The 26636-nt window shown below is 71.9% G+C and carries 23 protein-coding genes; 11 read left to right on the top strand and 12 right to left on the bottom strand.

Annotated elements, in window-relative coordinates; all coding sequences use genetic code 11:
* Window positions 1-16: 16 nt before the first annotated feature.
* Window positions 17-1033, bottom strand: coding sequence for a WD40 repeat domain-containing protein (locus ACIA8N_RS24515; RefSeq protein WP_365783823.1), 1017 nt, complete (start codon window positions 1031-1033; stop codon window positions 17-19).
* 106 nt (window positions 1034-1139) lie between these two features.
* On the opposite strand from ACIA8N_RS24515, the gene ACIA8N_RS24510 reads away from it, so the two are divergent.
* Window positions 1140-1988 carry an alpha/beta hydrolase gene (locus ACIA8N_RS24510; protein WP_365783825.1) on the top strand — a complete coding sequence of 283 codons (849 nt, stop codon included), beginning with the start codon at window positions 1140-1142 and terminating at the stop codon, window positions 1986-1988.
* A gap of 64 nt (window positions 1989-2052) precedes the next feature.
* A complete protein-coding gene (locus ACIA8N_RS24505; protein ID WP_365783827.1) occupies window positions 2053-2733 on the top strand; it encodes a GDSL-type esterase/lipase family protein in 681 nt (226 codons plus the stop codon).
* 6 nt (window positions 2734-2739) lie between these two features.
* Here ACIA8N_RS24505 and ACIA8N_RS24500 read toward each other — a convergent pair whose 3' ends face one another.
* Complete coding sequence (locus ACIA8N_RS24500) at window positions 2740-3141, bottom strand: carboxymuconolactone decarboxylase family protein (RefSeq protein WP_399416788.1); 402 nt, start codon at window positions 3139-3141, stop codon at window positions 2740-2742.
* Between the two features lie 100 nt (window positions 3142-3241).
* Here ACIA8N_RS24500 and ACIA8N_RS24495 point away from each other — a divergent pair, with 100 nt between their 5' ends.
* Window positions 3242-3736, top strand: a complete 495-nt coding sequence (locus ACIA8N_RS24495; RefSeq protein WP_365783829.1) for a MarR family transcriptional regulator — start codon at window positions 3242-3244, stop codon at window positions 3734-3736.
* 36 nt (window positions 3737-3772) lie between these two features.
* Here the strand turns inward: ACIA8N_RS24495 and ACIA8N_RS24490 are convergent, their stop codons facing one another.
* The 5 genes from ACIA8N_RS24490 to ACIA8N_RS24470 form a co-directional block, all read right to left on the bottom strand.
* A complete protein-coding gene (locus tag ACIA8N_RS24490; protein WP_365783831.1) occupies window positions 3773-4762 on the bottom strand; it encodes an aldo/keto reductase in 990 nt (329 codons plus the stop codon).
* Window positions 4763-4950: 188 nt separating this feature from the next.
* Window positions 4951-5547, bottom strand: coding sequence for an RNA 2',3'-cyclic phosphodiesterase (thpR, locus tag ACIA8N_RS24485; RefSeq protein WP_365783833.1), 597 nt, complete (start codon window positions 5545-5547; stop codon window positions 4951-4953).
* Between the two features lie 37 nt (window positions 5548-5584).
* Entirely contained in the window at window positions 5585-7867 is a 2283-nt protein-coding gene (locus ACIA8N_RS24480) for a VCBS repeat-containing protein (protein WP_365783835.1), read from the bottom strand.
* Between the two features lie 285 nt (window positions 7868-8152).
* Entirely contained in the window at window positions 8153-9490 is a 1338-nt protein-coding gene (locus tag ACIA8N_RS24475; protein WP_365783837.1) for an MFS transporter, read from the bottom strand.
* A 27-nt stretch (window positions 9491-9517) separates the two neighbouring features.
* Complete coding sequence (locus tag ACIA8N_RS24470) at window positions 9518-9961, bottom strand: MarR family winged helix-turn-helix transcriptional regulator (protein ID WP_030219227.1); 444 nt, start codon at window positions 9959-9961, stop codon at window positions 9518-9520.
* Between the two features lie 202 nt (window positions 9962-10163).
* Between ACIA8N_RS24470 and ACIA8N_RS24465 the strand changes: the two genes are divergently transcribed.
* Entirely contained in the window at window positions 10164-10418 is a 255-nt protein-coding gene (locus tag ACIA8N_RS24465; RefSeq protein WP_365783840.1) for a hypothetical protein, read from the top strand.
* On the opposite strand, the gene ACIA8N_RS24460 is transcribed toward ACIA8N_RS24465, so the two are convergent.
* Window positions 10388-11833: an NCS2 family permease gene (locus ACIA8N_RS24460; protein WP_030550094.1), complete on the bottom strand. Its 1446-nt coding sequence runs from the start codon at window positions 11831-11833 to the stop codon at window positions 10388-10390. The two genes, ACIA8N_RS24465 and ACIA8N_RS24460, sit on opposite strands and share 31 nt — an antisense overlap.
* A 198-nt stretch (window positions 11834-12031) precedes the next feature.
* On the opposite strand from ACIA8N_RS24460, the gene ACIA8N_RS24455 reads away from it, so the two are divergent.
* Together ACIA8N_RS24455 and ACIA8N_RS24450 are read left to right on the top strand one after the other, a co-directional pair.
* Complete coding sequence (locus ACIA8N_RS24455; RefSeq protein ID WP_365783842.1) at window positions 12032-12328, top strand: DUF2530 domain-containing protein; 297 nt, start codon at window positions 12032-12034, stop codon at window positions 12326-12328.
* An 88-nt stretch (window positions 12329-12416) separates the two neighbouring features.
* On the top strand, window positions 12417-14825 hold the full coding sequence (locus tag ACIA8N_RS24450; protein ID WP_365783844.1) for a cation-translocating P-type ATPase: 2409 nt from the start codon (window positions 12417-12419) through the stop codon (window positions 14823-14825).
* Window positions 14826-14840: 15 nt separating this feature from the next.
* Here the strand turns inward: ACIA8N_RS24450 and ACIA8N_RS24445 are convergent, their stop codons facing one another.
* The gene (locus ACIA8N_RS24445; protein WP_365783846.1) at window positions 14841-15737 is read right to left on the bottom strand and encodes a hypothetical protein; all 897 of its coding nucleotides are present in this window, start codon (window positions 15735-15737) and stop codon (window positions 14841-14843) included.
* 1431 nt (window positions 15738-17168) lie between these two features.
* Here ACIA8N_RS24445 and ACIA8N_RS24440 point away from each other — a divergent pair.
* Window positions 17169-17615, top strand: coding sequence for an SRPBCC family protein (locus ACIA8N_RS24440; RefSeq protein ID WP_365782660.1), 447 nt, complete (start codon window positions 17169-17171; stop codon window positions 17613-17615).
* A 54-nt stretch (window positions 17616-17669) separates the two neighbouring features.
* Here ACIA8N_RS24440 and ACIA8N_RS24435 read toward each other — a convergent pair whose 3' ends face one another.
* Window positions 17670-20891, bottom strand: coding sequence for a sacsin N-terminal ATP-binding-like domain-containing protein (locus ACIA8N_RS24435; protein WP_399416780.1), 3222 nt, complete (start codon window positions 20889-20891; stop codon window positions 17670-17672).
* 191 nt (window positions 20892-21082) lie between these two features.
* Entirely contained in the window at window positions 21083-22012 is a 930-nt protein-coding gene (locus tag ACIA8N_RS24430) for a DUF3027 domain-containing protein (RefSeq protein WP_359211658.1), read from the bottom strand.
* Between the two features lie 537 nt (window positions 22013-22549).
* Between ACIA8N_RS24430 and ACIA8N_RS24425 the strand changes: the two genes are divergently transcribed.
* The 4 genes from ACIA8N_RS24425 (at window position 22550) to ACIA8N_RS24410 (ending at window position 26138) form a co-directional block, all read left to right on the top strand.
* Entirely contained in the window at window positions 22550-23929 is a 1380-nt protein-coding gene (locus tag ACIA8N_RS24425; protein WP_365782656.1) for an MFS transporter, read from the top strand.
* Window positions 23930-24038: 109 nt separating this feature from the next.
* Window positions 24039-24518 carry a DUF2771 domain-containing protein gene (locus tag ACIA8N_RS24420; protein ID WP_365782654.1) on the top strand — a complete coding sequence of 160 codons (480 nt, stop codon included), beginning with the start codon at window positions 24039-24041 and terminating at the stop codon, window positions 24516-24518.
* A 7-nt stretch (window positions 24519-24525) separates the two neighbouring features.
* Window positions 24526-25287 carry a futalosine hydrolase gene (locus tag ACIA8N_RS24415; RefSeq protein WP_365782652.1) on the top strand — a complete coding sequence of 254 codons (762 nt, stop codon included), beginning with the start codon at window positions 24526-24528 and terminating at the stop codon, window positions 25285-25287.
* The gene (locus ACIA8N_RS24410; protein ID WP_365782650.1) at window positions 25284-26138 is read left to right on the top strand and encodes a 1,4-dihydroxy-6-naphthoate synthase; all 855 of its coding nucleotides are present in this window, start codon (window positions 25284-25286) and stop codon (window positions 26136-26138) included. Before ACIA8N_RS24415 ends, ACIA8N_RS24410 begins: the two co-directional genes overlap by 4 nt.
* A 26-nt stretch (window positions 26139-26164) precedes the next feature.
* On the opposite strand, the gene ACIA8N_RS24405 is transcribed toward ACIA8N_RS24410, so the two are convergent.
* Complete coding sequence (locus ACIA8N_RS24405) at window positions 26165-26548, bottom strand: cold-shock protein (protein WP_030550118.1); 384 nt, start codon at window positions 26546-26548, stop codon at window positions 26165-26167.
* Window positions 26549-26636 lie beyond the last annotated feature (88 nt).

Raw genomic sequence — 26636 nt, 5'->3', positions numbered from 1 at the left:
GGCGGGTGGAGGTCCGTCAGTCCCGCCGCAGCAGGCGCTTGACGCCGAAGACGAGGACGAACGCGCCGGCGAGGACCAGGAAGCCGACGGTGACGTCACCCTCCTCGCCTTCGACGGCCGACGCGCCCGGCGCCCGCGTCGCGCCCGGGGTGTCCGGGGTGCCCGCCGGCTGCCCCGACGGTCTTCCGGCGTCCGGCCGGTCCACCCGGACGACCTTGCTCTCGCTGCCCTCCGAGCCGAACATGAACGCCGAGCCGTCCTTCGTGTACGTCACCGACTCCGCCTGCCCCTGGAAGGGCGCCCCGACGGACGTGCCGTCACCGTCCAGGCGGCCGTCCTTCCACGCGTACTCCCTCGCGCTGAAGTAGCCGCGCAGGACGAGCCGGCCGCCGTCCGGGGAGAACGCGCCGTCGGTCACCCACGGCACCTCGCCGATGCGCCGGAAGACGTTCGTCCCGGACGAGGAGAGGCGCTCCGGGCCCGCGTACAGCCCGCCCCCGTCCTCCTTCTTGCTGGCGATGTACACCCGGCCGGTCTTCGGATGGACCATCAGGGCCTCGGCGTTGCGCGCGCCGTCGGCGTACTTCACGACGTACTGCCGCGCCGCGACCTTCTGGTCCTTCAGCGTCTTCGGCTCGGGGAAGCGGTAGATCCAGACGTGGTCCCAGGAGCCGTCGAGGTTGTCGCCGATGTCGCCGACGTAGATGTCGCCGTCCGGGCCGACCGCGACGGCCTCCATGTCGCGGGGCGTGCCGACGCCCTGCATGGTCAGGGTCGCGACGGTCTTTCCCGTACGGGAGTCGATGCCGTAGATCAGGGGCGCGTCCTGGTCGTTGTGCGTCCAGTAGATCCCGGGGTGGGCACGGCTCGCCGCGAGGCCGCTGGACTCGGTGATCCGGGGGTCCTCGATCGTGAAGTCCCGGTCGGCCTCCTGCCCTTCGGCGCCCGCATGACCGGCCGGGAGCAGCACCAGGGCCGCCGCCGCGCCGAGGGCGCACAGTGCCGTACCGAGGCCGCGCAGAGCAGATCGCATGGGCTCAAGCCTGCCACGGCGCGGCACGGATGACCTTGAAAGCTGTCCCTGATCTGTCCCTGAAACCTGCTTGACCTGCGGTGGGGGTGCTGTCAGGGTCGCGCCCATGCCTACTTTCCCCGCTCCTGACGGCACCCTGCTCGCGTACCACGCGTCCGGTTCCGGAACCAGAGCGCCGCTGGTCTGTCTGCCCGGCGGCCCCCTGCAGGACTCCGTCTACCTCGGCGACCTCGGCGGGCTCGACGCCCGCCGGCCGCTGGTACGGCTCGACCTACGGGGGACGGGTGCGTCGGCGGTGCCGGAGGACCCGTCCTCGTACCGCTGCGACCGGCTCGTCGACGACGTCGAGGCGCTGCGCGTGCACCTCGGCCTCGACACGATCGATCTCCTCGGGCACTCGGCGGGCGCGAACCTGGCCGCGCTCTACACCGCCCGGTTCCCCGAGCGCGTCGCCCGTCTGGTCCTGGTCACGCCGGGCACCGCTGCCGTCGGGCTCGACACGGCCGGCGAGGAGCGGCTCGCGGCCGCGCGGCTGCGGAGCGGCGAGCCGTGGTTCGCGGAGGCGTACGCGGCTCTGGAGGAGCTCGCGGCGGGGCGTGGTTCGGCCGGGACGTTCAAGGCGGTCGCGCCGTTCTTCCACGGGACGTGGGACGAGGCCGCGCGGGAACGGGACGCGGCCACGGTGCGGCAGCGGAACGGGGAGGGCGCCGGGATCTACGGGAGTGAGGGCGCCTACGATCCGGCGGCCACGCGCGCGGTGCTCGCGGAGTTCGGGAGTCCGGTGCTCGTCGTCGCCGGAGAGGGCGACGCGAACACCCCGGTGCCGACGGCCACGGCGTACGCGGAGCTGTTCCCGAAGGCCGGGACGGCCGTCCTCGCGGGCGGCGGGCACTATCCGTGGCACGACGACGCGGAGTGGTTCACGGCTGCGGTCGACGGGTTCCTGAAGGGCTGACAGTCCCGGGCTCGTGTCCCGGATCACGTCGCAGGTCCGGGACGGCGTCCGCGATGATATGACCATGCGTTTTCTGTTCGTCGGCGACAGCATGACCATCGGACGCGCCGGCGACTGGACCTGGCGGTACCGCATGTGGCGGCACCTGGAGTCCACGCTTCCCGGCGGGTACGAGATCGTCGGCCCGCGCTCACGCCTCTACGTCCCCGAGGAAGACGCCGCGACCTCCGAGGCGTACGCCGACCCCGCCTTCCCCGCCCCCGCCCGGCGCCACCTGGCCGGCTGGGGCGAGGGCTGGCTGCACATGGCACCGGTGATCGGCGAGACGGTCACGGCGACCCGGGCGGACGTGCTGCTGATCTCCCTCGGCCTGATCGACCTCGGTTTCTACACCGACAGCGACCAGACCCACGACAACGTGCGGGCGTTCGTCGCGGCCGCCCGCACCGCGAACCCGCGCGTCCGGGCCGTCCTCCTGCCGGTCATACCCAACGTCCGCGCCGGCTACGACGCCCCCTTCGCGGCCGAGTGCGCCCGCTTCAACGAGCTGCTCGCGAAGGCCGTCGCCGACCTGGACACGGCGGCTTCGCCGCTGCTGCTTGCGACCGTCCCGGAGTCGTACGACCTCGACGCGGACACCTATGACGGCACCCATCCGGGCCCCACGGGCGAACACAAACTGGCCGGAGCGTTCGCCGACGCGATGCACCAGGCGTGGGGCCTCGGCGGCCCGTACGCCCGGTAGCCGGACTCAGGCCGCGCGGGTGAGGCGGTTGGCGAACGTGGAGAGGGTGTACGTGCCGACGCCGAGGACGACCTCCAGGGCGTTGCGGCGGGTGTAGCCGGCCTTCTCGAAGGCGGCCAGTTCGGCGTCGCCGACCGCTCCGGAGGTGGCGAGCACCTGGAGGGTGAACGTCCTTACCGCGTCGAGGCGTTCGGGCTCGGGCGCCGGTCCGAGGGCGGCCATCTTGGCGTCGTGCATGTCGACGCACAGGTGGCACTGGTTGCGGTGGGCGACGGTCAGGATGACGGTCTCGCGGGAGTGCGGGTCGAGGGTGGTGGACTCGAAGACCTGGCTGAGCTTCAGGAAGCCGTCGAGGGTCTCGGGCGACTCCTTGAGGAGGCTGACGGCGTTGGCGGCGCGGGCGGACATGCTTTCGGGCACGGACAAGGTCGGGCTCCCCCTGAGTGGACGTAGAATCGACAACATGGTTGACCATGCGTCGAGGGAAAACGTAAACCAGGTTGTCGATATGGGCAAGGGAGAAAGAGAGGAAAGGGCCGACGGCCCGGGGTTCGAGCTGCCCCTGCTCCTCTTCGGCGGCTTCCGCACCCTCATCGACCGGCTGCACGCCCGCCTCGCCGACGAGGGCCACCCCGACCTGCGCCCCGCCCACGGCTTCGCCATGCAGGCCATCGGCTCCCGGGGCGCCACCGCCAGCGAGATCGGGCGGCGCCTCGGCGTCTCCAAGCAGGCCGCCGGCAAGACCGTCGACCGTCTGCTCGCCCTGGGCTACGCCCAGCGCGCCGACGACCCCACCGACGCCCGCCGCAAACTCGTCCACCTCACCCCGTACGGATACGAGGCCCTCGCCCGCTCCGCCGTGATCTTCGACGAACTGCGGGCGGAATGGGTCGCGGCCCTCGGCGCCGACCGCGTCCGGGACATCGAGACGTCCCTGCGGAACGTCGTCCCCGCGGAGACGGCGTTCCGCCTGGACGCCACCAGCTGGCTCGGCGCCCCCTGACAGTCACGCCCGCTGAGTCAGGACCCCCCTACGGGGTCACCAGGCGAAGGCCTCCGGGGACGGGCCCGGGCCCGGGAAGATCTCGTCCAGGGAGGCGAGCAGCTCCTCGCCCAGCTCCACCTCCAGGGCACGCAGCGCGCTCGTCAGCTGCTCCGGCGTACGCGGGCCGACGATCGGGCCCGTCACGCCCGGCCGGGTGAGCAGCCACGCGAGCGCCGTCTCGCCCGGCTCGAGACCGTGCTTGTCGAGCAGGTCCTCGTACGCCTGGAACTGCGCCCGCACCCCCGGGTCGGCGAGCGTGGCAGCCGCGCGGCCCTCCGTGCGCCGCTTGCCCTCGGTCTCCTTCTTCAGGACGCCGCCGAGCAGACCGCCGTGCAGCGGCGACCAGGGGATGACCCCGAGGCCGTACTCCTGCGCGGCCGGGATGACCTCCATCTCGGCGCGCCGCTCGTACAGGTTGTAGAGGCACTGCTCGCTGACGAGGCCGACGGAACCGCGCCGGGCGGCGGTCTCGTTGGCCTGGGCGATCTTGTAGCCGGGGAAGTTGGAGGAGCCGGCGTAGAGGACCTTGCCCTGCTGGATCAGGACGTCGACGGCCTGCCAGATCTCCTCGAAGGGGGTCGACCGGTCGACGTGATGGAACTGGTAGACGTCGATGTGGTCGGTGCCGAGGCGCTTGAGGCTTGCCTCGACCCCGCGGCGGATGTTGAGCGCCGACAGCTTGTCGTGGTTGGGCCAGGCCTCGCCGTCGGGGCCCATGTTCCCGTAGACCTTGGTGGCGAGGACGGTCCTGTCGCGACGGCCGTCGCCCTTCGCGAACCAGGAGCCGATGATCTCCTCGGTGCGGCCCTTGTTCTCACCCCACCCGTACACGTTGGCGGTGTCGAAGAAGTTGAGCCCCGCGTCCAGCGCCGCGTCCATGATGGCGTGGCTGGTGGCTTCGTCCGTCTGCGGTCCGAAGTTCATCGTCCCGAGGACGAGTCGGCTGACCTTGAGTCCGGTGCGTCCGAGCTGTGTGTACTCCATGGGCGACAAGCCAACTGCTTCGAGTGCGCTCGAAGCAAGGGGGTTCCCACGGAGTGGCAGGCGCGCGCCTGCCGCGTCTCAGGCAGGCCCTACAGGCCTGCCACGGAGGCCAGCGCGATGATCGCGAACATCAGTACGAGCACGCCGGCCATGATTCGGTTACGGGTCTTGGGATCCACCCTTCGAGGTTAACCCGCCCGGACGCCCGGCCCGCCCCCGGCTCCCCCAAGGGGCCAGCCGCCGATCTTCTCGTACCGGGGCTGCTCGCCCGGCACCCCGCTCACCGGCAGGTTCGAGCGGACGAGCTCCAGCTCGCCCACCTGCCACCGCGTGCCCTCGAAGGTGTGGAGCTCGTCGAGGAACGGGTGGAGGTCCACGTCGTCCGTCCGCCCGCGCCCGAGCGTCAGGTGCCCCTGGTAGCGGCGGTGCTCGTCCATCGACACCCCGGCCCTGCGCGCGGCGGCGTCGGCGCGCTCGGCCAGTAGCCGCAGCTCGTCCAGGTCCCCGGCGACCCCGGTCCACAGGGCGCGCCGCCCGAAGTGCCCGCCGCCGTGCAGCCGCAGCGGGAACGGCGGCGTGCGGTGCGCGGCGCGGGCGAGCCGGACGCTCAGCTCGGGCAGCAGCTCCTCGTCGACCTCGCCCATGAAGGCGAGCGTGAGGTGCCACCCTGGCCGCGACGTCCAGCGCAGCCCGTCCGCCCCCGGGAGCCGGTGCAGCCGGTCCACGACGTGCGCGAGCTCGGCCAGCTGCTCCGGGGGCGGCAGGACACCGGCGAACAGTCTCATGGGACAAGTCTGGCAGGAGACCCGACCGGACCAGGTCTCAGAAGAGCTGGTTGTACGCCGTCTCGGCGGGGGCGACGCCGGTCTGGGTGGCGGACCGGGGCCTGAACGGGATGTTGTAGTCACCCGTGCCGGGGTAGAAGTAGGTCTCGCCCGCCGGCGTCCGGGCGTAGGCGTCGGGGCGGCCGTCCTTGTTGCCGTCGCCGATGCCGACGATGTCGGCGTACACCTGCCAGCCGCCGCCGATCTTCGTCCGCGGCGCGAACGTGCCGTCGCCCTTGCCCAGGTACAGCCAGAGGACGCCGTCCTTGTCGCGGGCGACGAGGTCCCCGGTCGGGTTGCCGCCGAACTGGCCTGTCGCGGTGAGCTGGTTGTAGATCCCCCAGCCGTACCCGATCTTCTTCCGCGGCTCGAAGGGAGCGGTCGTCGAAGCGGTCGCCTTGTAGAGGTACAGATCGCCCACCGTGTCCACGGCGACCAGGTCCGCCCGCCCGTCACCGGTCAGGTCGCTGCCCCCGGTGAACTGGGTGTACGTGTTCCACCCGCCACCGATCCGCACCCGGGACTCGTAGCCGACGCGGCTCGCGCTGCCGGTGCCACGGTGGAGCCAGAGGACGCCGTCCCGGTCACGGGCGACGAGGTCGGCGGCGTTGGAACCGGCGAGGTCGCCGACGGACTCGATCCGGTCGTAGACGTTCCAGCCGGGCAGACCGGAGATGTTGTTCGGCAGGGCGACGAGCCGTCCCGTGGCGTCGTCCCAGCGCGTACTGATCTGGTCGAGGTAGCCGTCCTTGTCCAGCGCGACGAGGTCGGGCGCCCCGTTGTCGTCGAAGTCGTGCGGCTTGGGGGCGCGGGTCACGGCGAAGGTGCCGGACGTGGTGACGGACGGCATCCCGTTCCACGGCCTGGCGGTCACCGTCCAGTCGTAGGCGCCGTTGGGGGCGGACTCCGGATACCAGTCGCCCACCTCGCCGACCCAGTCGAACCCGAGGGATCCGTCCGGGTAGGCCCCCGAGCCGGACGCCGGCCGGACGACCGTCCGGTACTTCTCGTTCGTCACCTTGCTCGTCAGCTCCACGGAGAGGTCCGCCCTCGCCGTGGAGAACTTCCAGGACAGGCGCGCCTTGGCGACTCCGTCCAGGTCGACGGTGGCCGGGGCGCCTCCGACGTACGTCAGGGGGGTGGCGCCGTCGTTCGGTTCGCCGGTGGAGGCGACCGGCTCGGCCGTCGGCCGGCCGTCCGCGCCGGTGGCCACCCGGTAGACGCCCGCGCCGTCGGCGGCGGTGACGCCGAGGACGAGCAGCGTGCCGTCGGGTCCCTGGGTGGCGTGCCTGGCGTGGTCGAGGAGCTTGACGGTCGATCCGTCCTTCAGGGAGACCGCCGAGAACGCGTGCCACGGGGTGACGTTCCCGCCGCTGACCGGGTCGGTGACGCCCGACGCGAACCAGTCGCCGACCAGACCGCCGGTGATCCGCACCGTGTCGTCGGGACCGAGCGGCGTCCGCCGGACCTCGCTCTGGCCCCGTACCGCCGAGGCGAGGACCAGCTTGCCGTCCGTCCGCTCCGTCCAGGCGACGTGGGTCGACGTGAGGAAGTGGTCCCTCGTGGAGGGCTTCGGCCAGTCGGGCTTGGGGGCCATCCGGTACGTACCCTCGACGCGCCCGCCGGCCAGGTCGACGACCAGGGCGTCGTCGTGGTTCTCAGCGACCGCCGCGCCGGGCAGCGTGGCGGACGTCCACCAGGGCTCGTAGTACGTGTCCCCCACCGTACGGACCGTCGGCGTCCCGCCGTTGACGTCGATCAGCTTCAACGTCTGGTTGCCGTCGTTCACTTGGAGCGTCGAACCCACGACCCCGTCGACGTACCCGTGGGTCTCCGGCCTCGCGGACAGGTCGAGGGTGACGGGCGCGGCTCCCGACGCCATGTCGTAGAGCTTCACGGTCGAGGTGTAGATCTCCTCGGCCCCGGCGTGATCCTCCACGCGTCCGACGACGACGATGTCCGAACCGGGCCCGGAGCCGTAGACCTTCTCGGCCTCGCTCTTGGCGATGACCGTCGAGACCCCGTCCGCGTACCGGGTCCAGCGTGCGGTGCCGTCGGTGTCCTCCGAGAGGAAGCCGGTCGCCCCGGCGCCGAGCAGCTTGCCGCCCACGACCAGGAACGGGACCTGGACGGTCGCGGCGGTCTGGGAGACGGCCGCGGCCACAACTGCGGGCGCCGGAGCGGCGGATGCGGCTGGGACGACGAGCGAGGCGGTCGTCACGGCGGCGAGCACGACGCCGACCGAGACCACGAGACGCCGAGGCGAAGAAGCAGTACGCAAGGTGAATTCCTCCCCAACCCCTGATGCTTACGCCCCTACGACTAGCGAATTCATCGAAAGGTTGTACGACTTGACTGCGGGGGATGGGGGGACGCACAAAGACGGGGGCGGCCGGACGACGGCGGGAGGGGACGGGGCCGGAGCGGGGGAGGGGGTGTCCGGACGTAAAAGCGTCTTGAACAGGCGCGAAGCGCGGTGAGACGCAGTCCGGACACCCCCTCCCCCGCGGAGGCCCCGGCCCCGGCGGGTACGCACCCACCCACCCGGCCGCCGCCCGCCCAAGGGCTACGCCGCGGTGGCCAGCCGTTCGCGCGCCACGAACCGCACCTGCGGGTGCCCGTGGCGCCAGGCCATCGCGACCTTGAGGCCGCCGATCTTCGCGAGGACCAGGCCGACGACGACCGCCGCGGCCAGGGAGATCACCCCGCCCGTGGCGAAGCCGACGCGGGCGCCGTACGTGTCGGTGACCCAGCCGAGGAGCGGCGCGCCGATCGGCGTGCCGCCGGCGAAGACCATCATGTAGAGGCTCATCACGCGGCCCCGCATGGCCGGGTCGGTCGCCATCGTGACGGCCGAGTTGGCGGTGATGTTGACCGTGAGGCCGATCATGCCGATCGGCACGAGCAGCAGCGCGAACAGCCAGAACGTCGGCGACAGGGCCGCCGCGATCTCCAGGACGCCGAAGACGCCTGCCGCGAGGACCAGCATCCGCAGCCGGGTGGAGCCGCGCCGGGCCGCCGCGAGGGCGCCCACCAGCGACCCGGCCGCCATGAGGGTGTTGAGGAAGCCGTACGTACCGGCGCCGACGTGGAAGACGTCACCGGAGAAGGCGGTGAGCCAGATCGGGAAGTTGAACCCGAAGGTGCCGATGAAGCCGACGAGGACGATCGGCCAGATCAGGTCGGGCCGCCCGGCCACGTACCGCAGACCCTCCCGCAGCTGGCCCTTGCCGCGCGGGGCGCGCTCCACCTTGTGGAGTTCGCTCGTCCGCATCAGCAGGAGGCTGACGAGGGGGGCGAGGAAGGACAGGCCGTTGAGGAGGAAGGCCCAGCCGCTGCCGACTCCGGCGATGAGGACACCGGCGACGGCGGGCCCGACGAGCCGCGCGGACTGGAAGTTCGCCGAGTTGAGCGAGACGGCGTTACGGAGCTGGTCCGGGCCGACCATCTCGGCGACGTAGGCCTGCCTGGCCGGGTTGTCGACGACGGTCACCATGCCGAGGAGGAAGGCGATCAGGTAGACGTGCCAGACCTGGATGTGGCCGGAGAGGGTGAGGACGGCCAGCGCGAGGCCGCAGATGCCGAGGGCGGCCTGGCTGATGAGCAGCAGGAGCCGTTTCGGGTAGCGGTCGGCTATGACACCGCCGTACAGGCCGAAGAGCAGCATCGGCAGGAACTGCAGGGCCGTGGTGATGCCGACGGCGGCGGCCGAGCCGGTGAGGCTCAGGACCAGCCAGTCCTGGGTGATGCGGGCCATCCACGTACCGGTGTTGGAGACGATGGCTCCGGTGAAGAACAGCCGGTAGTTGCGGATGCGGAGCGAGGAGAAGGTTTCCCCCCGCCCACGGGTCTTGAGGGTGGGTTTGTGGACGGGTGCGGAGTCTGCTCCGGGTCCCGTACTCAAAGTGCGTTCGCCTCCTCGGCTGCGGGTCTACAGATGGGCGAGCTTCTCCAGGACGGGGGCGGCCGCGCGCAGCTTGGCCCATTCGTCCTCGTCCAGGCCCTCGGCGAGGGAGGCCAGCCAGGCGTTCCGCTTGCGGCGGGACTCTTCGAGCATGGCTTCGGCCTGCTCGGTCGGGCTGACCACCTTCTGCCGGCGGTCGTCGGGGTGAGGCTCCAGCCGGACCAGTCCCTTGGCTTCGAGCAGCGCGACGATGCGGGTCATCGACGGCGGCTGGACGTGCTCCTTGCGGGCGAGCTCGCCGGGGGTGGCGGTGCCGCAGAGCGCGAGGGTGCCGAGTACCGACATCTCGGTGGGGCTCAGCGACTCGTCGACGCGCTGGTGCTTGAGGCGTCGGCCCAGTCGCATGACGGAGGAGCGGAGCGCGTTCACGGCCGCGGCGTCATCGGCGGTGCCGTGGGACAGGTCAGGCATGTTCGTTAGCCTAACTCATTACTCTGGCTAAATACCAACGGGAACGCGTCAAACGTCGCACGGATCACAGCCGTACGCGTGCACATCCCTGGCAACAGCGACGCGTCAAGGTCACGCTCCGGCATCCATGTATCACCCAAACGAGTGAGTCGGATCCAGAAAGTGACGCAAAGAGGCCCCGGCTGCCCCGACCCTGAACGGCATGGGATCGACAGTGCTCAGCCTGCGCATCGACGGTGAGCTGCTCGACCGGCTCAGAAGCCACGCCGCGAAAAGAGGAATGAGCGTCCAGGACTATGTCGCCCGGACGCTCATTCGCGAGGATTTCGACGAACGGTTCAAGACCGCCGTCGACGAGACGGAGAAGTTCTACGGGGCGGCCGACACGGCCACCGGTACGGAACCGGCGGCCGACGCGCCCCGGGATCACGTGAGGCCGAGTGCCGGCATCGCGTAGTAGAAGACGAAGACCGCCGACACGACGTACATGGCCGCCGGGACCTCACGGCCCCGGCCGGCCGCGAGCCGCAGCACGCTGAACGCGATGAAGCCGATGCCGATGCCGTTCGTGATCGAGTACGTGAACGGCATCATCACCATGGCCAGGAACGCCGGCACCGCGATGGTGAAGTCGCTCCAGTCGATGTCCTTGACCGAACCGGCCAGGATCAGGAAGCCGACCGCGAGCAGCGCGGGCGTCGCGGCCTGGGACGGGACCATGGTCGCCAGCGGCGTGAGGAACAGCGCCACCGAGAACAGACCACCGGTCACGACCGAGGCCAGACCCGTACGCGCACCCTCGCCGACACCCGCCGTGGACTCCACGAAGCAGGTGGTGGCCGAGGAGGAGGTCGCGCCGCCGGAGGCGACGGCCAGGCCGTCCACGAGCAGCACCTTGTTGATGCCGGGGAAGTTGCCGTCCTTGTCGATCAGCTTGGCCTCGTCGCCGACGCCGAGGATCGTGCCCATGGCGTCGAAGAAGCAGGACAGCAGCACGGTGAAGACGAAGAGGACGCCGGTCAGGTAGCCGACCTTCTCGAAGCCCCCGAAGAGGCTCACCTCGCCGACCAGGCCGAAGTCGGGCGACGCGACCGGGTTGCCCGGCCACTCCGGGGTGGTCAGACCCCAGGACGGGATGGTCGCGACCGCGTTGATCACCATCGCCACGATCGTCATGACGACGATCGAGATGAGGATCGCGCCCGGCACCTTGCGGATGATCAGGGCGAGGGTGAGCAGCGTGCCCAGGACGAAGACCAGGACCGGCCAGCCGGTGAGGTGGCCGTCGGCGCCGAGCTGGAGCGGGACGGTGGTGTGCGCGGCGTCGGGGATGCGGGAGACGAAGCCCGAGTCGACGAGGCCGATCAGCATGATGAAGAGGCCGATACCGATCGCGATGCCCTTGCGCAGGCCGACCGGGACCGCGTTCATGACGCGCTCGCGCAGGCCGGTCGCGACGAGCAGCATCACGACGACGCCGGCGAGGACGACCATGCCCATGGCGTCCGGCCAGGACATCTTCGGCGCGAGCTGGAGCGCGACGACCGTGTTGACGCCGAGGCCGGCGGCGAGGGCGATCGGGACGTTGCCGATGACGCCCATGAGGAGCGTGGAGAACGCCGCCGTGAGGACGGTGGCGGTGACGAGCTGGCCGCTGTCGAGCTGGTTCCCGTACATGTCCTTGGCGCTGCCGAGGATGATCGGGTTCAGCACGATGATGTAGGCCATCGCGAAGAAGGTGGCGAAGCCGCCCCGGACCTCGCGGGCGACGGTCGAGCCGCGCTCGGAGATCCTGAAGTAGCGGTCGAGTCCCGACGCGGGGGCGCCGGGGCCCTCGGGGGACGTGGCCTTGGCGGGGGCCGTGGTGCTCATGGGGTGGGGGTCCTCTTCGGAGAAGTTCCTTTTTTGGCGGTTCATACGAAGGAAACCCGCCAGAGGCAAACCGTTTCAGTATGAACACATGAACGAGGGAGCGTCTATCTCCGCGCGTAGACCTCGCCGGAGCACTCCCCCGCCGAGCGAGGTGCGCTCCCCCGCCGACCTCGTTTCCCCGCCACCTAGACTGGGCGCATGGCGAAGTGGACACCGAAGCACGAGGCACCCGAGCCCCTCGAAGGGCCCGTCGTCGCCACCATCACCGGCGGCACGATCCTCTGGTTCGTCCTCTTCCTCGTCCAGGTCCCGTTCTACGGCTGGTTCGACGACCGGGACCTCACCTGGTGGGTGTGGACCTGCCTGGCCGGCGCGGGACTCGGCCTGATCGGCATCTGGTACGTACGGAAGCGGGACGCGGCGATCAGGCGGCACGAGGCCGCGAAGGCGGGGACCGACGCCGGGGCCGATGCCGGGGCGACGCCGAGCGCGTAGCACCAGGGGACCATTCCCCTCCTCCCCTGGTCGGATCTTCGCCCTGCTCGGCAGGTGAACGCCCCGTTCCGGTCGTACCGTCGAGAACATGACTCAGCGGGCGAAGATCGACACGGACGGCAGCGAGACCGCGTCGGCCGGACCACCCGTCGTGCACCGCGCCGCCGGACTCACCTCGGCCGAGGTCGCCGAACGCGTCGCGCGCGGCGAGGTCAACGACGTACCCGTCCGAAGCTCCCGCTCGACCACCGACATCGTCCGCGCCAACGTCTTCACCCGCTTCAACGCGATCATCGGCGTGCTCTGGGTGATCATGCTGATCGTCGCACCGATCCAGGACAGCCTCTTCGGCTTCGTGATCATCGCCAACACCGGCATCGGCATCATCCAGGAACTCCGCGCCAAGAAGACCCTCGACGGACTCGCCGTCATCGGCGAGGCCAAACCGACCGTCCGGCGGGACGGCGTCACCGCCGAACTCTCCACCTCCGAGATCGTCCTCGGCGACCTGATCGAACTCGGCCCCGGCGACAAGGTCGTCGTCGACGGCGAGGTCGCCGAGGCCGACAGCCTGGAGATCGACGAGTCGCTCCTCACCGGCGAGGCCGACCCGGTGGTGAAGAAACCCGGCGACCCGATGATGTCCGGCTCCTTCGTCGTCGCGGGCGGCGGCGCCTTCACCGCGACCAAGGTCGGCCGCGAGGCCTACGCGGCCCAGCTCGCCGAAGAGGCCTCCCGCTTCACCCTGGTCCACTCCGAACTGCGCAGCGGCATCTCCACGATCCTCAAGTACGTGACCTGGATGATGGTCCCGACCGCGATCGGGCTGATCATCAGCCAGCTCGTCGTCAAGGACAACGACCTCAAGAACTCGATCGCCCGTACGGTCGGCGGCATCGTCCCGATGATCCCCGAGGGCCTCGTCCTGCTCACCTCGGTCGCCTTCGCGATCGGAGTCGTACGGCTCGGCCGCAAGCAGTGCCTGGTGCAGGAGCTTCCCGCCATCGAAGGGCTCGCCCGCGTCGACGTCGTCTGCCTGGACAAGACGGGCACGCTGACCGAGGGCGGCATGGACGTCACCGAGCTCCGCCCGCTGAACGGCAGCGACGAGACGTACGTACGGAAGGTCCTCGGCGCGCTCGGGGAATCCGACCCCCGCCCGAACGCCTCCCTCCAGGCCATCATCGACGCCTACCCGGACACGGTGGAGTGGCGGTGCACGGAGGCGCTGCCGTTCTCCTCGGCGCGCAAGTACAGCGGCGCCGCGTTCAGCGAGGGCGACGGCGAGAACTCCACGTGGCTCCTGGGCGCCCCCGACGTACTGCTCAAGGCGGCCGACCCGACGCTCAAGGAGATCGACCACCTCAACGAGCAGGGCCTGCGGGTCCTGCTCCTCGCGAGCACGCCCCATGACCTCGACTCCCCCGAGGTGGCCACCGACGCCCACCCGACGGCCCTCGTCGTCCTGGAGCAACGCCTACGGCCGGACGCGGCCGACACCCTCGCCTACTTCGCTGATCAGAACGTCGCCACGAAGGTCATCTCGGGCGACAACGCGGTCTCGGTCGGCGCGGTGGCCGGAAAGCTCGACATGGCCGGCGCGGCGAACACCGTGGACGCCCGCACCCTCCCCACCGACCGGGAGGAGATGGCGAAGGTCCTCGACGAGAACGCGATCTTCGGCCGGGTCACCCCGCAGCAGAAGCGCGACATGGTGGCGGCGCTCCAGTCCCACGGCCACACCGTCGCCATGACGGGCGACGGCGTCAACGACGTCCTGGCCCTGAAGGACGCCGACATCGGCGTATCGATGGGCTCGGGCTCGGAGGCGACACGGGCGGTGGCCCAGATCGTGTTGCTGAACAACAGCTTCGCGACCCTCCCGTCGGTGGTGGCGGAGGGCCGCCGGGTCATCGGCAACATCACGAGGGTCGCGACCCTCTTCCTCACCAAGACCGTCTACTCGGTCCTCCTGGCGGTCCTGGTGGTGGCCTCCCAGGTGGAGTACCCCTTCCTCCCCCGCCACCTCACGCTCCTCTCCACCCTGACGATCGGCGTCCCGGCCTTCTTCCTCGCGCTCGCCCCCAACAAGGAACGGGCGAAGCCGAACTTCGTACGCCGGGTGATGCGGTACGCGATCCCCGGCGGCGTCATCGCGGCGGCTGCCACCTTCACGACGTACCTCCTGGCCCGCCACCACTACAGCGGCGCGGACGCCCTGGAGGCGGAGACCAGCGCGGCCACCCTCACCCTGTTCCTGGTCTCGATGTGGGTCCTGGCGATCATCGCCCGCCCCTACACGTGGTGGCGCCTCACCCTGGTCGCCACGATGGGAGGCGCCTTCCTCCTGGTCCTGATCGTCCCCTGGCTCCAGGACTTCTTCGCCCTGAAACTGGTGGGCACGACGATGCCGTGGGCTGCGGTGGTCATCGCGGCCACGGGAGGCCTGCTGCTCGAACTCTCATGGCACTGGGTGAGCCGAAGGTTCCCGACGTAGACGCTGCCGGGCCGGTCAGGCGGCGGTCCGGCAGTCGGCGCAGCCGACGTCCGGGTCGTGGCTGCGGAAGGCTCGGTCGCAGCCGTCGCAGTTGACCAGAGGCGCGGGGCCGCCGGTCACCAGTGGCGGCGGTACGGCGGCGAGTGGAGGCGGCAGGAGGGCGGCGAGCCGGAACTCGACGAAGCGGCCGGGGTGGTGGATGGGCACGTGCGCGGGCGGGAGGGCGGCCGTGAGCGTACGGATGACCTGCTCGGGACTGGCCGCTCTGCCCAGCCACTCGTCGACGCCGGGCGCGAGCCGCAGGACGTCCCGCCAGGAGAGCAGCAGCCGCGAGTCGACGGTCCGCAGCCGCGCGAGGACGTCGGCGGCGGGCCCGTGAAGGGCGGAGGACTTCGGCGGCGGTACGGGCCGGGCCACGGACTCAGGCGCGGGGGCGGGATCGGACGGTGCGGCCCCGGGGTCGGGCTCGGGGTCGGGCTCGGGCCGTACGGGGTCGGGGGCGGCGGGCGACCGCCGGCTTCGCCGCCCCGCCGTCCCGCAGCCGGGCTTGTCGTAGGACAGCGTCCGGGTGGCGAACCGCCCGCCGCCGAGGGCTACACGACGCCGCTCGACGTACCCCTCGGCCACCAGTTCGTTGAGCGCGCGCCGGATGGTGATCTCGCCCTCGCGGAACCGCAGGGTGAGCGTCTTGACGGTGACGTCGGCGCCGCAGGGCAGCGACTGGATGTAGACCCCGAGCCCGATCGCGACGGCCGAGAGGCGCGGATGCTGGGCGAGGTGGTTGCCGACGACGGTGAACCGGTCGGTGTGCCGGTGCCGGACGTGAATCACCCCGGAGCGAGGCGCGTCGGAGGGGATCTCGAACGGAACGGGGTACGCGGGCAGGGCCGCGTTAGACTGCGGGTCAGCCATGGGAAGGGTTTCGCTTCCTTTTTGGTGAGGCCCTCGCCAGGATGCCAGTCCTGTCGGGGGCCGACTTGTCATATGCCGTTGTTGCGGCAGACCGTACCGCATCCGTCCGAACTCCGGACGCTCCTTCACCCGAACGTGTGGCAGGGCCAGTTGGGGAGCGGGAGGGGTGGGTTGGGTAGTTCTCTGCCGTTGATTAACAGGGCGTCGAGCGGCACCGAGGCGTGGCGGAGCACGCCCCGGAGACCGGGGGGTTTCCTTGGCACAGAGAGTGGCGGTGTCTGGCGGGCTTCTGGTCCGGCCGCCCTCTTTCCGAGAGTCGCACCTTCCGCCACCGCGTCAAGGGCGCCTTCGGCGTCGCTGCGCGATGGGCTGCGCCCACCCTTGACCCGGCGACGGAAGGTGCGCAACAACTCTCGGAGGGCGGCCCGGGGGGCGTGGCCACGCAGAGCCCCGGGCAGTGACGGGGGCCGGGGGGCGTCTGGAAGGCCGGTGGGTGGGGGCTTGGCTCGTTGCGGGGGCGAGTGGAGCGCTCTCCCTCGGTTCGGGGTGCGCGGAAGTTGAATGGGGCGGCCGGGCTTCGGCTTAGCGGGTCGGGGAGGTGAAGTGGCGGGGCTTCAGGCCCCGCTGGTGACTCTTGGCGGGTGGGAGAGGTAGATAACTCCGCCCTACCAGCGGTAACGGCCCCAGGAATCCCACCCAAAGGGGACAAGTCGCCCATACCGGACCACCGAGAGGAGAGTTATCTACCGGCCACCACCCCAACCACTCACCCACAATGACCAGCGGGGCCTGAAGCCCAACCACTCCACCACCCCGGGTCGCTAAGCCCTGCCGGGCCGCCCCATTCAACAACCGCGCACCACGAACCGGCCGGGAACCGCCCCACCCACCCGTCACCACCAGCCAAGCCCCCACCCACCGGCCTGGCAGACGCACGCCAAACCCCCGCCGATGCCCGGACCCCCGCGTGGCCACGCCCCCCGGCCGCCCTCCGAGTGTGAAAAGGCGGCCTCCGCCGCCGGGTCAAGGGTGGCCGAAGGCCATCGGCGAAGCCGACTTGCCCTTGACGCGGCGGTGGAGGCCGCCACACTCGGAAAGAGGGCGGCCGCACCCGACACCCACGTACCCGGATCACCCCCAGCGCCAAGGAGACCCCGTCACAAGGCCGTTCCGCGTCCACCGATTGACGCGACCAGCGCGTCCGCCACAAGGGCCGCATCCGCCTCCGCGACGTCCGCCGGGTATTCCGGCAGCAGGTCGCCCCAGACGGGCAATCCGTCCGCAAAGCCATGATCCGAAGGCTGGTTCGACCTCGACGCCCCACGCCGCCTTACCGGCAGTAACAACGAGTGCGCCGGGATGGGCGGAGCCTCGCCTCGTCGCCTTGAAGCGTGGGATGATTTTGTCCTAGGAACTACCCGAGGGGGCGTAATGTCCCGCATCGAAAAGTCCATCGACATCTCCCGCAGCCCCGAGGAGGTCTTCTCCTACCTGATGGACGCCTCGCACATGCCGGAGTGGCAGGAGAGCGCCGTCGCCGCGCGCCAGCTCAGTGACGGGCCGCTCGCGGTCGGCTCCCGCATTCACGTCAAGCGCCGCATCGGGCGCCGCGAGATGCCCATGACCATGGAGGTCACGGAGCTCGTCCCGCCGCGCAGCTGGCATTTCCACGGCATCGACGGGCCGGTCCGCGGCGACGTCCAGGGGACTCTCGAGCCGCTCGACGACGGCCGGCGGTCCCGGCTGACCCTGTCGATCGACTTCGAGTCGCACGGCATCGGCAAGGTCCTCGTCCCGCTCATGGTCAAACCGCACATCCGTAAGGAGATGCCGCGGAACGAGGAGCATCTGAAGGCGCTGATGGAGGCCGCCCACTAGGGTTCGGAAGGGGCGCCCGGCAAGGCGCCGACGCCCCCCTGCCCCTCACATCCCTCAGTCGAACCAGCGGTCCCTCGCCAGTTCCGTCGTCCTCGACGGGTCCTCAAGGAGGGCCGCCACCTCGAACCGGCGGGGCCATTGGCCCGCCGCCCAGGCCAGGCCCGCCGCCACGCCCTCCAGGGTGGAGGCGTGCACGACGCCGTCCGGGGTGTGGCGCCAGTCGAGTTCCACCCCGCCCGCCCGCAGCTCCTCGTGTTCGAGGTACGAGGTCGGCGTCGACGGGCCCAGGAGGGCGTGGACCGAGGGCGGGACCTCGTGTTCCTCGCCCACCGTCGTGACCTCCGCCTCCACCGCCTCGCTCAGGCGCCGCACCTGGAACAGTTCCGCCAGGTCAGCCGCCCGCGACGGCGCCACCGGCAGCAGCGGCAGACCCTCCGTCAGGGACAGGAGGTCCGGGGCGTCCGCCACGACGGCCTCCGACGCGTCGACCACCACCAGCTCGCCGTCGACCACCGCCCGCAGTTCGTCCGGCAGCGTCACCTGGTCCGGGTCCAGGTCCGCCAGGGCCGTGTACAGGGCGTGCAGCTGGACGCCCGTGACCGGCCTCGACGGGTCCGCCAGGCGGGTCAGGAGTTCCGCCGCGCCCCCCGGTTCGTCCAGGAGCGCCGTCACCGAGGTGCGGACGCCCAGGGCCCGGAGGACCTGTTCGTCCTCGAAGCCGGTCGCGTCGGCGGAGTCGTACAGGCCGATGAGGAGGGGGTCAGAGCCCGCCGCACGCAGTCCCGCCGGGCGCCGGCCGTCCAGGACCGGGTGGTCGCGGAGCCACCACGCCGTGTACGAGCGGACCGTCTCCGTCGTGCCGTCCGGCAGGAGGACCCGTACCGGCTGGGTGAGGGCGTCCCTGAGCGGGGGCTGCGCCAGGAGCGCGAGGGCCTGCGGCCAGGCGTCGTCGTCGACGAGGTCCAGGTCCCGTACGGCGACGATCTCCGTCGCCACCGGCGGCACCGGCGACTCGGGCAGCCGGTCGAGGACGTCCTCGCACCACACGTCGACCGCGTCGAGGAGTCCGGCGTCGTCCGGCTCCGGGTAGTCGCCCTCGCGGGGTTCGACCTCGTCCGGGTCGAGGAGCAGGTCGGTGGCGCGGACGAGCGTGAAGTTCGCGAGGACTCCGCAGGCGGCGAGGGGCTGTTCGCCCCAGCGGGCGGCCAGGTCCGCGTCCACGTAGGGCAGTTCGTCCTCGCGCATCACGGCGGCGAAGGGCGAGCCGGGGAGGACGAGTTCGCCCGCCGGGGAGAGTTCGCCGTCCTCGTCGGGGAGGGCGAGCGCGCCGAGCCAGGGCTCGTCGCCGGGGTCGAGATCCGCGTCCCTGACCAGAGCGAGGACCGTGTCCGCGAGTTCCTCCGCGTCCAGCGCCTCCTCGTCCCAGATCTCGCCCGCGTCGAGCGAGGCCGCGACCGCCGCCCGTACCTGCGGGGTCGTGAGGACCGCGCGGGGTGTGGCGGGCAGGGCGCCGAGCTTCTCCAGGAGCGGGTGGGCGGCGTCGGGGTGGGCCACCTTCAGGCCGAGACGGGTGAGTTCGGCGGGGGTCCTGTCCTGCGGGAGGAGGACCTGGCGGGGGCCGATCGCCGTACGGACGCGGGTGGTGGGGCCTCCCTCGGAGCGGGACCCCGGCTCCATGTCCGCGTCCGGCCTCTCGTCCGACCCCGCGTCCGACTCCGGCCTCGGCTCCGTGTCCCGTGCCCCGTCCGGCCGCGCCAGCGGCACCGGGAGACCCGTCAGGCGGTCCGGGTCGACGCCCGCCAGGGAGTCGTACAGACGCCACCACCACGTCGGCGGCCTGTCCACCCCGGCCAGGCGGTCGATCGCCTCCGTCAGGGGTACGCGGCCGACGCCGAGCGTGCGCAGCTCCGGCCGTCGTTCCAGGCCCGCCGGGAGGAGTGCGGGGAAGACCTCCGCGAGGACGGCGACCGTGTCCGCGCCCGCGCCCTCCGCGACCTCGGCCTCGATCGGGCGGAGTGCCGGGAGCTCCTCGGAGGGGGCCGCCGGTGCCAGGAACGCGACCCTCGGCAGCCGGTCGAGGATGGCCTCGCGCAGCGCCCCGTCGAGGGGGCCCTTGCCGAGCGGGCCGGGGACGAGGTCGAGCGTCGCGGTGGTCACCGGCTGCCATTCGGCGAGGAGTTCGGCGTACGCGTCGGCCGCGCGCTGCACCAGGAAGTCGGTGAGCGGGCCGGGCGCCGGGTGCCGTCGCGCGGTGTCCAGGGGCAGGGACGCGATGAGGAGCGCGGGGATGCCGAGGGGCTCGTCGGTGGGCGTGGGGGCGTGCACGACCGGGGTCGTACGCGGGTAGCGCGGGGCGCCCTCGGTGTCCACGGGGACGGCCCAGGTGACGGACCAGTGGGGGCGGAGGCGTTCCTCGACCGGGCGGTCCTTGAGGAGTTCGGCGTCGAGCGGGCCGCCGTGGGAGACGGTCCGCCAGCGGTGGGTGCCGGTGGCGGTGTCCTCGATGCGGACGTAGCCGTCGTCCTCGGAGCGGCGGAGGGTCCGTACGCCCTCCGCCGTCTCGACGACGATCTCCGCGAGCCCGGGGAGGGTGAGCAGCAGGGCGTCGTCGACGGAGGCGAGGAGCCGTTCGGCCAGGTCGCGGGCGGCGGTGTCGCGCAGCGGGAGGACGACGACGGTGTCGTACCCCTCGGGGGCGGTGCCCTCGGCGGGCAGCGGAAGCCGCAGGAGCGGTACGTGGCCGTCGCGGCGGCGCAGTTCGTCGCCCAGGCCGGGGCTGTAGCGGGCGGTCTCGGCGGCGAGGCCGCGGGCCTCGGCGAGGGACCAGCGGACGCCGCCGTGCCGGCCGAGGACGGCGGGCTCGTCGGTCACGGCGAGGACGGCGGCGAAGCCGACGCCGAAGCGGCCGACGGCGCCGGAGGTCTGCTCGCGCTTGGCGGAGGCGCGGAGTGTGGACAACGACTCCGCGCCGGCGGCGTCCAGCGGCGCGCCGGTGTTGGCGGCGGCGAGGACGGCGGGGCCCTCGGGGTCCGCGGGGTGGAGGGTGAGGCGGAGGCGGCCGGTGACGCCGGCGCGGTGGGCGGCGTCGGCGGCGTTCTGGGCGAGTTCGACGACGAGGCGGTCGCGGTAGCCGCCGAGGGCGAGGTCCTCCTCGGCGTTGGCGTCCTCGCGGAAGCGGGCGGGCGAGGCGCCCCAGGCGTCGAGCACGCCCCGCCGCAGCCGTGCGGTGCCGAAGGGATCGGTTCCGTCGGTCGTCGTCCGGACGCTGACGCTCACGTCTGACTCCACTCTGGGGGCGGGGCGCGGGGGGTGTCGTGCTTCCGGGACCTGAAGTCCCGGGGCCCGAAGGTACCGCGCGCCGCACCCGCCCTGCCGCCAGGGCGGGTCGCTCGTGAGGCCTGTTTCCCGCCGGCCGTACGCGTCCGGTACGTGACCGGTGAGCGTCGGGGCGGGCCGCGATTCAGGGCCTACGAGTGGCCCAGGTCCTCGAAGGAGTCGTCCGGTTCCGTCGTCGAGCCGGAGTCCTTGGCCGGACGGAGCGGGAAGGCGTCCACGGCCGTCGAGTCGAAGACCGGCGGCGCGGGACGCGGCGGCTTCGGCATGATCGCGGCCTCCGAGTGGCCGCCGCAGCCGTACGCGAGGGAGACGACGCGGCCGTCGGCCGGGGAGAACTCGTTGGCGCAGACGCCGAACGCCTGCTTCAGGGAGCCGGCGAGCGGCACCAGGAAGGCGCAGGACTCGCAGGAGGCGGGGGCCGCCTGCGCCATCGGCGTAGCGGCGCCGAAGGCCTCGTCCCATCGGTCGGCCGCCACGTGCAGGCCGTACCGGGACAGGACCCGGGCCCGGCGCATGCCGAGCTCCTCGGCGACCGCGGCGACCGTGCCCCGAGCGGGGGTACGGGTGACGATCTCGGCGTCCTCGGTGTCGAGGTGCTCCTCCAGCTCCTCCGACAGCACGGAGTTCGGCGGCGGCGCGTCCTCGCCCGTGTAGCCGGGCTCCAGGCGCAGGTCGTCCTGCTCGGTGGGGAGGAGGTCGCCGGGGCCCATGTCGCCGGGCCGGAGCCGCTCGCTCCACGGCACCCACTCGGGGGCGAGGAGGGCGTCGGAGCCGGGCAGCAGGACGGTTTCGTCAAGTGTGACGTTCTTGGCGCGGGAGGCGCGGGTGACGGTGACCGCCCAGCGCCAGCCCCGGTAGCCGGGTTCCTTCGACTCGAAGTAGTGGGTGACGACGCGGTCACCCTCCGCGACCACCTCGACGTGTGCGCCGACGACGCCGGGGGCGGCCGCCTCCTCGGCGGCCTCCCGCGCGAGGTCCACGGCCTCGGCGCACAGGCGGTCGGGGGTACGCGTGGCTCGCGGGGTACGCGGGCTACCGCTTCGCGTCGTCGCAGCACTCACAGGTATCGCTTCTCTCCTACGCCGTCTCACGGGTGCGCCGGCCGAGGGGCGGGAGCGAAGCCGCGGATGGCGGGCGGAGCGGACCTGAGGGCCGCATCGACGTCCGCGCACCCGACTTGTCTCGCATGTCTCGGGCACACCTATCGTCATCCATTCTGCGGGATGCCGAAGAGGCGCGCGGCCGAGAGCTTCCGCCGGTGACGCGCTACGCACGCTACCCCGTTCGCGGGCGTCAGCCCACCTGCCCGCCCCAAGTGGCCCGGATCGCGGACGGCCGGAGGGGGGTCGGAGGGCGTTCGGAGACCGGCCGGAGGTCATCTGGAGGGCGGCTTGAGGACCGCTGAAGAACGGCTGGACAAGAGTCGGAGGGCGGTCGCAGGACGGCTTGGAGGTGCTTCCGGTGCTGGTGGGGAGAGCGCTTCACGTCCGGCCCGAGGGCCGTCGGGGTGGCTCGGGTGGGGCTCCTGAGGCGGGCCGAAGGGCCCTTCCCCGCCGCGCCACGGTTCGTCGGGCGTGCCGGTGGGGCACTATGACGGAGTGGCAGCCGCACGGTCTCCCGCACGATCCGAAGATCATGCCGGACCGCTCCGCCGAGCGGGCCGGTCGCTCGGCCGCGCCCTGCACCTTCCCTTCACGGGGACGGCCAAGGGCATCAGGAAGGCCACCCACGCGCACGGCGCGGGCGAGTCGGGGCTCGGCAAGCTGATCGAGCTGCACGCCGTGAACGGCGCCGGGGACGTCATGATCACCGTCGCCCTCGCGTCCACCGTCTTCTTCTCCGTACCGACCGACGAGGCCCGCGGCCGCGTCGCCCTCTACCTCGCGATCACGATGCTCCCCTTCACCCTCCTCGCCCCGGTGATCGGTCCGCTCCTGGACCGCGTCCCGCACGGGCGGCGGGCGGCGATGGCCGGCGCGATGCTGACCCGGGCGGTCCTCGCGATCATGATGTCGGCGGCGGTCGCCACCGGCGGCATCGAGCTGTATCCGGCGGCGCTCGGGGTCCTGGTGGCCTCGAAGGCGTACGGGGTGGTGCGCAGCGCGGTCGTGCCGCGGCTCCTGCCACCGGGGTTCTCGCTCGTGAAGGCGAACTCCCGGGTGACCCTGGCCGGGCTGCTCGCGACCGGGATCGCCGCGCCCATCGGGGCGGGGCTGCAGATGATCGGGCCTCCGTATCCCTTGTACGGGGCGTGCGCGCTGTTCCTGCTCGGGGCGTTCTGGGCGCTGCGGATGCCGCCCAAGGTGGACTCGGCGAAGGGCGAGCGGCGGGCGCACCTGCTGACGCACGGCGAGAAGAAGCCGAGTCTGCGGACGGTCGGCCCCTCGGTGCTGCACGGGCTCCAGGCGAACGCCGCCCAGCGCATGCTGTCGGGCTTCCTGATCTTCTTCCTGGCGTTCCTGCTGCGCGAGCACCCGCTGTCGGGGCAGAGCGCCGCCGTGTCGCTGGGGATCGTGGGCGTGGCGGCGGGCGTGGGCAACGCGTGCGGTACGGCCGTCGGCTCCCTGCTCAAGGAGCGGGGCCACGGCCCCGAGGTGATCATCGCCACCATGATCAGCGTGGTCTGCGGTACGGCGATCTGCGCGGCGGTGTTCTTCGGCGGGGTGATGGTGGCCGTCCTGGGCGCGGTCGCGGGCCTCACGCAGGCCCTGTCGAAGCTGTCCCTCGACGCGCTGATCCAGCGGGACGTGCCGGAGGTGGTGCGGACCTCTGCGTTCGCGCGCTCCGAGACGGCCCTGCAGATGGCGTGGGTGGTGGGCGGCGCGATCGGCATCGCCCTGCCGCTGAACGGGACCCTCGGGATGGCCGTGGCGGCCGGGTTCCTGGCCGTGGGCGCGCTCCTCGCGGTCCGCGGCCTCCTCGCGGAGGCCCGGCGCAGGCCCGGCTCGAAGGGCCGCCCGAAGACCCCGGTGGCCTAGTCGGCACAGCGGCCTTCCCCGTACGCGATCGGGTACGGGATCCGTACCGGAAGGCGGCACGCCGTACCCCGGCGTGGCGCGGGCGCGGCGGCCCGATAGCCTTCGGCTCATGACCGTTGCGTTCTTCTCCGGCTCGGGCCGCCGGGCCGCCGTCGCCCTCGGGGCCGTCTCCGCCGGGCTCCTCGTTCTCTCCGCCTGCGACAAGCCGACTCCGCTCGCGACCGTGACGGTCGGGACCGACTCGATCCACTCCGAGGCCGCCTGCTACAACGACGGCGCCGCCATCAAGGAGTCGCAGATCCAGCAGTGCCTCAACAAGAAGGCCGAAAAGACCATCACCGTCGCGATGGACGACAAGGTCCGCTTCGGGGTCGACCCCGAGATCGCGGACAACGGCTGGACGATCTTCCTCGGCGGCCAGCAGGCCGAGCCCGAGCCGTACAAGAAGACGTACCGGACCATTCCGGCCAGCGCCTTCTTCTCCAGCCAGAGCGGCGAGGCCACCGACAAGACCCAGGTGACCATCGTCGAGAACACCGGCAAGAAGCTGACCGGTGTCTGGCACTTCCAGCTGAAGAAGGAATCCTGATCCTCCGGTGCTCCACCGGATCCTGATCGTGACGGCCGTGGCGGCGGAGGCGGACTCCGTCTCCACCGGCCTCGGCCTCGGCGGCCAGGAGCTCGTCCCGCTGCCGGGCGGCTTCGTGCTGCGCCGCCACCCGGACGGGGCAGCGCCGGCCGGTCGCGTCGACGTGCTCGTCGGCGGGGTCGGTCCCGCGGCCGTCGCCGCCGCGACGGGGACGGCACTCGCGTACGCCTCGCTGACAGAGCCCGGCGCGGGCACCCCCTACGACCTGATCGTCTCCGCCGGGATCGCCGGCGGATTCGTCCCCCTCGCGCCGCTCGGGTCCGTCGTCGTCTCGGCGTCCGTCGTCGCCGCCGACCTCGGCGCCCAGACCGCCGACGGCTACCTCACCGTCGAGGAACTCGGCTTCGGCCGGTCCGCGCACCACGTGCCGGAGGCCCTGACCGGCCGTATCGCCGCCGCCCTCGCCGCCGGGGGCCGGGCGCACACCGTCGGGCCCGTCCTCACCGTCTCGACCGTCACCGGCACCGCCGCACGCGCCGCCGAGCTCGCGGCACGCCATCCCGGAGCCGCCGCCGAGGCGATGGAGGGCTTCGGCGTCGCCGAGGCCGCCGCCGCGTACGGCATCCCCGTCGTCGAGATCCGTGCCGTGTCGAACGCCGTCGGCCCCCGCGACCGTGCCGCCTGGCGCATCGGCGAGGCCCTGGAATCTCTCGGGCAGGCCTTCGCGCTGCTCTGCAAGACCGTCTTCGCGGACCTGGAGCCGTCGTGACCAAGCTGAAGATCGCCTACTCGCCCTGCCCGAACGACACCTTCGTCTTCGACGCCTGGGCCCACGGCCGCGTCCCCGGCGCGCCCCGGCTCGACGTGACCTTCGCCGACATCGACGTCACCAACGGCTGGGCGGAGGGCGGTGACGACGACCACGACGTCCTCAAGGTGTCGTACGCCGTGCTGCCGTGGATCCTCGACGAGTACGCGCTGCTGCCCTGCGGCGGCGCCCTGGGCCGCGGCTGCGGGCCGCTGGTCCTCACGCGCGAGGACGGCACCGGGGCCGATCTTGCGGGGAAGACGGTCGCGGTGCCGAGCGAGCGGTCCACCGCGTACCTGCTGTTCCGGCTGTGGGCGGCCGAGAGCGTGCCGGGCGGGGTCGGGAACGTCGTCGTGATGCCGTTCCACGAGATCATGCCCGCCGTACGCGACGGGAAGGTCGACGCGGGGCTCGTCATCCACGAGGCCCGCTTCACGTACCTGGAGTACGGGCTGCACTGCCTCGCCGACATGGGCGAGCACTGGGAGTCCACGACCGGGCTGCCGATCCCGCTCGGCGCGATCGTCGCCCGCCGCTCCCTGGGCGCCGAGACGCTTGAGCGGCTCGCCGAGGCCGCCCGCGCCTCGGTGCGGATGGCCTGGGACGACCCGGCTGCCTCCCGCCCGTACGTCCTGGAGCACGCGCAGGAGATGGACCCGAAGGTGGCCGACCAGCACATCGGCCTCTACGTCAACGAGTTCACGGCCGACCTCGGCGAGCACGGCTATGCGGCGGTCCGCGGGCTGCTCACGCGCGCCGCGGCCGAGGGGCTCGTACCGCCCCTCGGCCCGGACGCGCTGTCGTTCCCCTGAACTTTCCGGACTACACGTCGACCCGACTACACGTCGAGCTGGTCGGCGACCGCGCGGAGCAGGCCGGCGATCTTCTTGCCCTGGGTCTTCTCCGGGTAGCGGCCCCGTTCGAGAGCCGGCGTGATGTTCTCCAGGAGCGTCGTCAGGTCCTGCACGATGGAAGCCAGTTCGTCGGGCTTGCGGCGCTGGGCCGCGGCGACGGACGGGGTCGGGTCGAGGATCGTGACGGTGAGCGCCTGGTCGCCTCGCTGACCGGCGACGACCCCGAACTCGACCCGCTGCCCCGGCTTCAGTGCGTCGACTCCGGCAGGGAGCACCGACGAGTGGACGAAGACGTCGCCGCCGTCGTCACGGGAGAGAAAGCCGAAGCCCTTCTCGGGGTTGAACCATTTGACCTTGCCGGTAGGCACGTCTGTCCTCGTCCTCGTACTCGTCGTCGGGTATGGCGAACAGCGGGTCCACCGACCCGCCGGCACCAAGGCTAATGGCCCGGAGGCC

The organism is Streptomyces sp. NPDC051822 (genome assembly GCF_044452745.1).
Classification (GTDB): Bacteria; Actinomycetota; Actinomycetes; order Streptomycetales; family Streptomycetaceae; genus Streptomyces.
The sequence above is the reverse complement of the archived record's forward strand: the minus strand, read 5'-3'. Positions and strand labels throughout refer to the sequence as shown.

What these genes read in the sequence shown, in the direction of transcription:
- ACIA8N_RS24470 (WP_030219227.1), bottom strand. Translation starts at nt 9,961, where the DNA reads ATGCCTGACCTGTCCCACGGCACCGCCGATGACGCCGCGGCCGTGAAC.
- ACIA8N_RS24455 (WP_365783842.1), top strand. Translation starts at nt 12,032, where the DNA reads ATGGCGAAGTGGACACCGAAGCACGAGGCACCCGAGCCCCTCGAAGGG.
- ACIA8N_RS24420 (WP_365782654.1), top strand. Translation starts at nt 24,039, where the DNA reads ATGACCGTTGCGTTCTTCTCCGGCTCGGGCCGCCGGGCCGCCGTCGCC.
- ACIA8N_RS24505 (WP_365783827.1), top strand. Translation starts at nt 2,053, where the DNA reads ATGCGTTTTCTGTTCGTCGGCGACAGCATGACCATCGGACGCGCCGGC.
- ACIA8N_RS24445 (WP_365783846.1), bottom strand. Translation starts at nt 15,737, where the DNA reads ATGGCTGACCCGCAGTCTAACGCGGCCCTGCCCGCGTACCCCGTTCCG.
- thpR (WP_365783833.1), bottom strand. Translation starts at nt 5,547, where the DNA reads ATGAGACTGTTCGCCGGTGTCCTGCCGCCCCCGGAGCAGCTGGCCGAG.
- ACIA8N_RS24515 (WP_365783823.1), bottom strand. Translation starts at nt 1,033, where the DNA reads ATGCGATCTGCTCTGCGCGGCCTCGGTACGGCACTGTGCGCCCTCGGC.
- ACIA8N_RS24495 (WP_365783829.1), top strand. Translation starts at nt 3,242, where the DNA reads ATGGGCAAGGGAGAAAGAGAGGAAAGGGCCGACGGCCCGGGGTTCGAG.
- ACIA8N_RS24450 (WP_365783844.1), top strand. Translation starts at nt 12,417, where the DNA reads ATGACTCAGCGGGCGAAGATCGACACGGACGGCAGCGAGACCGCGTCG.
- ACIA8N_RS24465 (WP_365783840.1), top strand. Translation starts at nt 10,164, where the DNA reads ATGGGATCGACAGTGCTCAGCCTGCGCATCGACGGTGAGCTGCTCGAC.
- ACIA8N_RS24510 (WP_365783825.1), top strand. Translation starts at nt 1,140, where the DNA reads ATGCCTACTTTCCCCGCTCCTGACGGCACCCTGCTCGCGTACCACGCG.
- ACIA8N_RS24440 (WP_365782660.1), top strand. Translation starts at nt 17,169, where the DNA reads ATGTCCCGCATCGAAAAGTCCATCGACATCTCCCGCAGCCCCGAGGAG.
- ACIA8N_RS24490 (WP_365783831.1), bottom strand. Translation starts at nt 4,762, where the DNA reads ATGGAGTACACACAGCTCGGACGCACCGGACTCAAGGTCAGCCGACTC.
- ACIA8N_RS24460 (WP_030550094.1), bottom strand. Translation starts at nt 11,833, where the DNA reads ATGAGCACCACGGCCCCCGCCAAGGCCACGTCCCCCGAGGGCCCCGGC.
- ACIA8N_RS24500 (WP_399416788.1), bottom strand. Translation starts at nt 3,141, where the DNA reads ATGTCCGCCCGCGCCGCCAACGCCGTCAGCCTCCTCAAGGAGTCGCCC.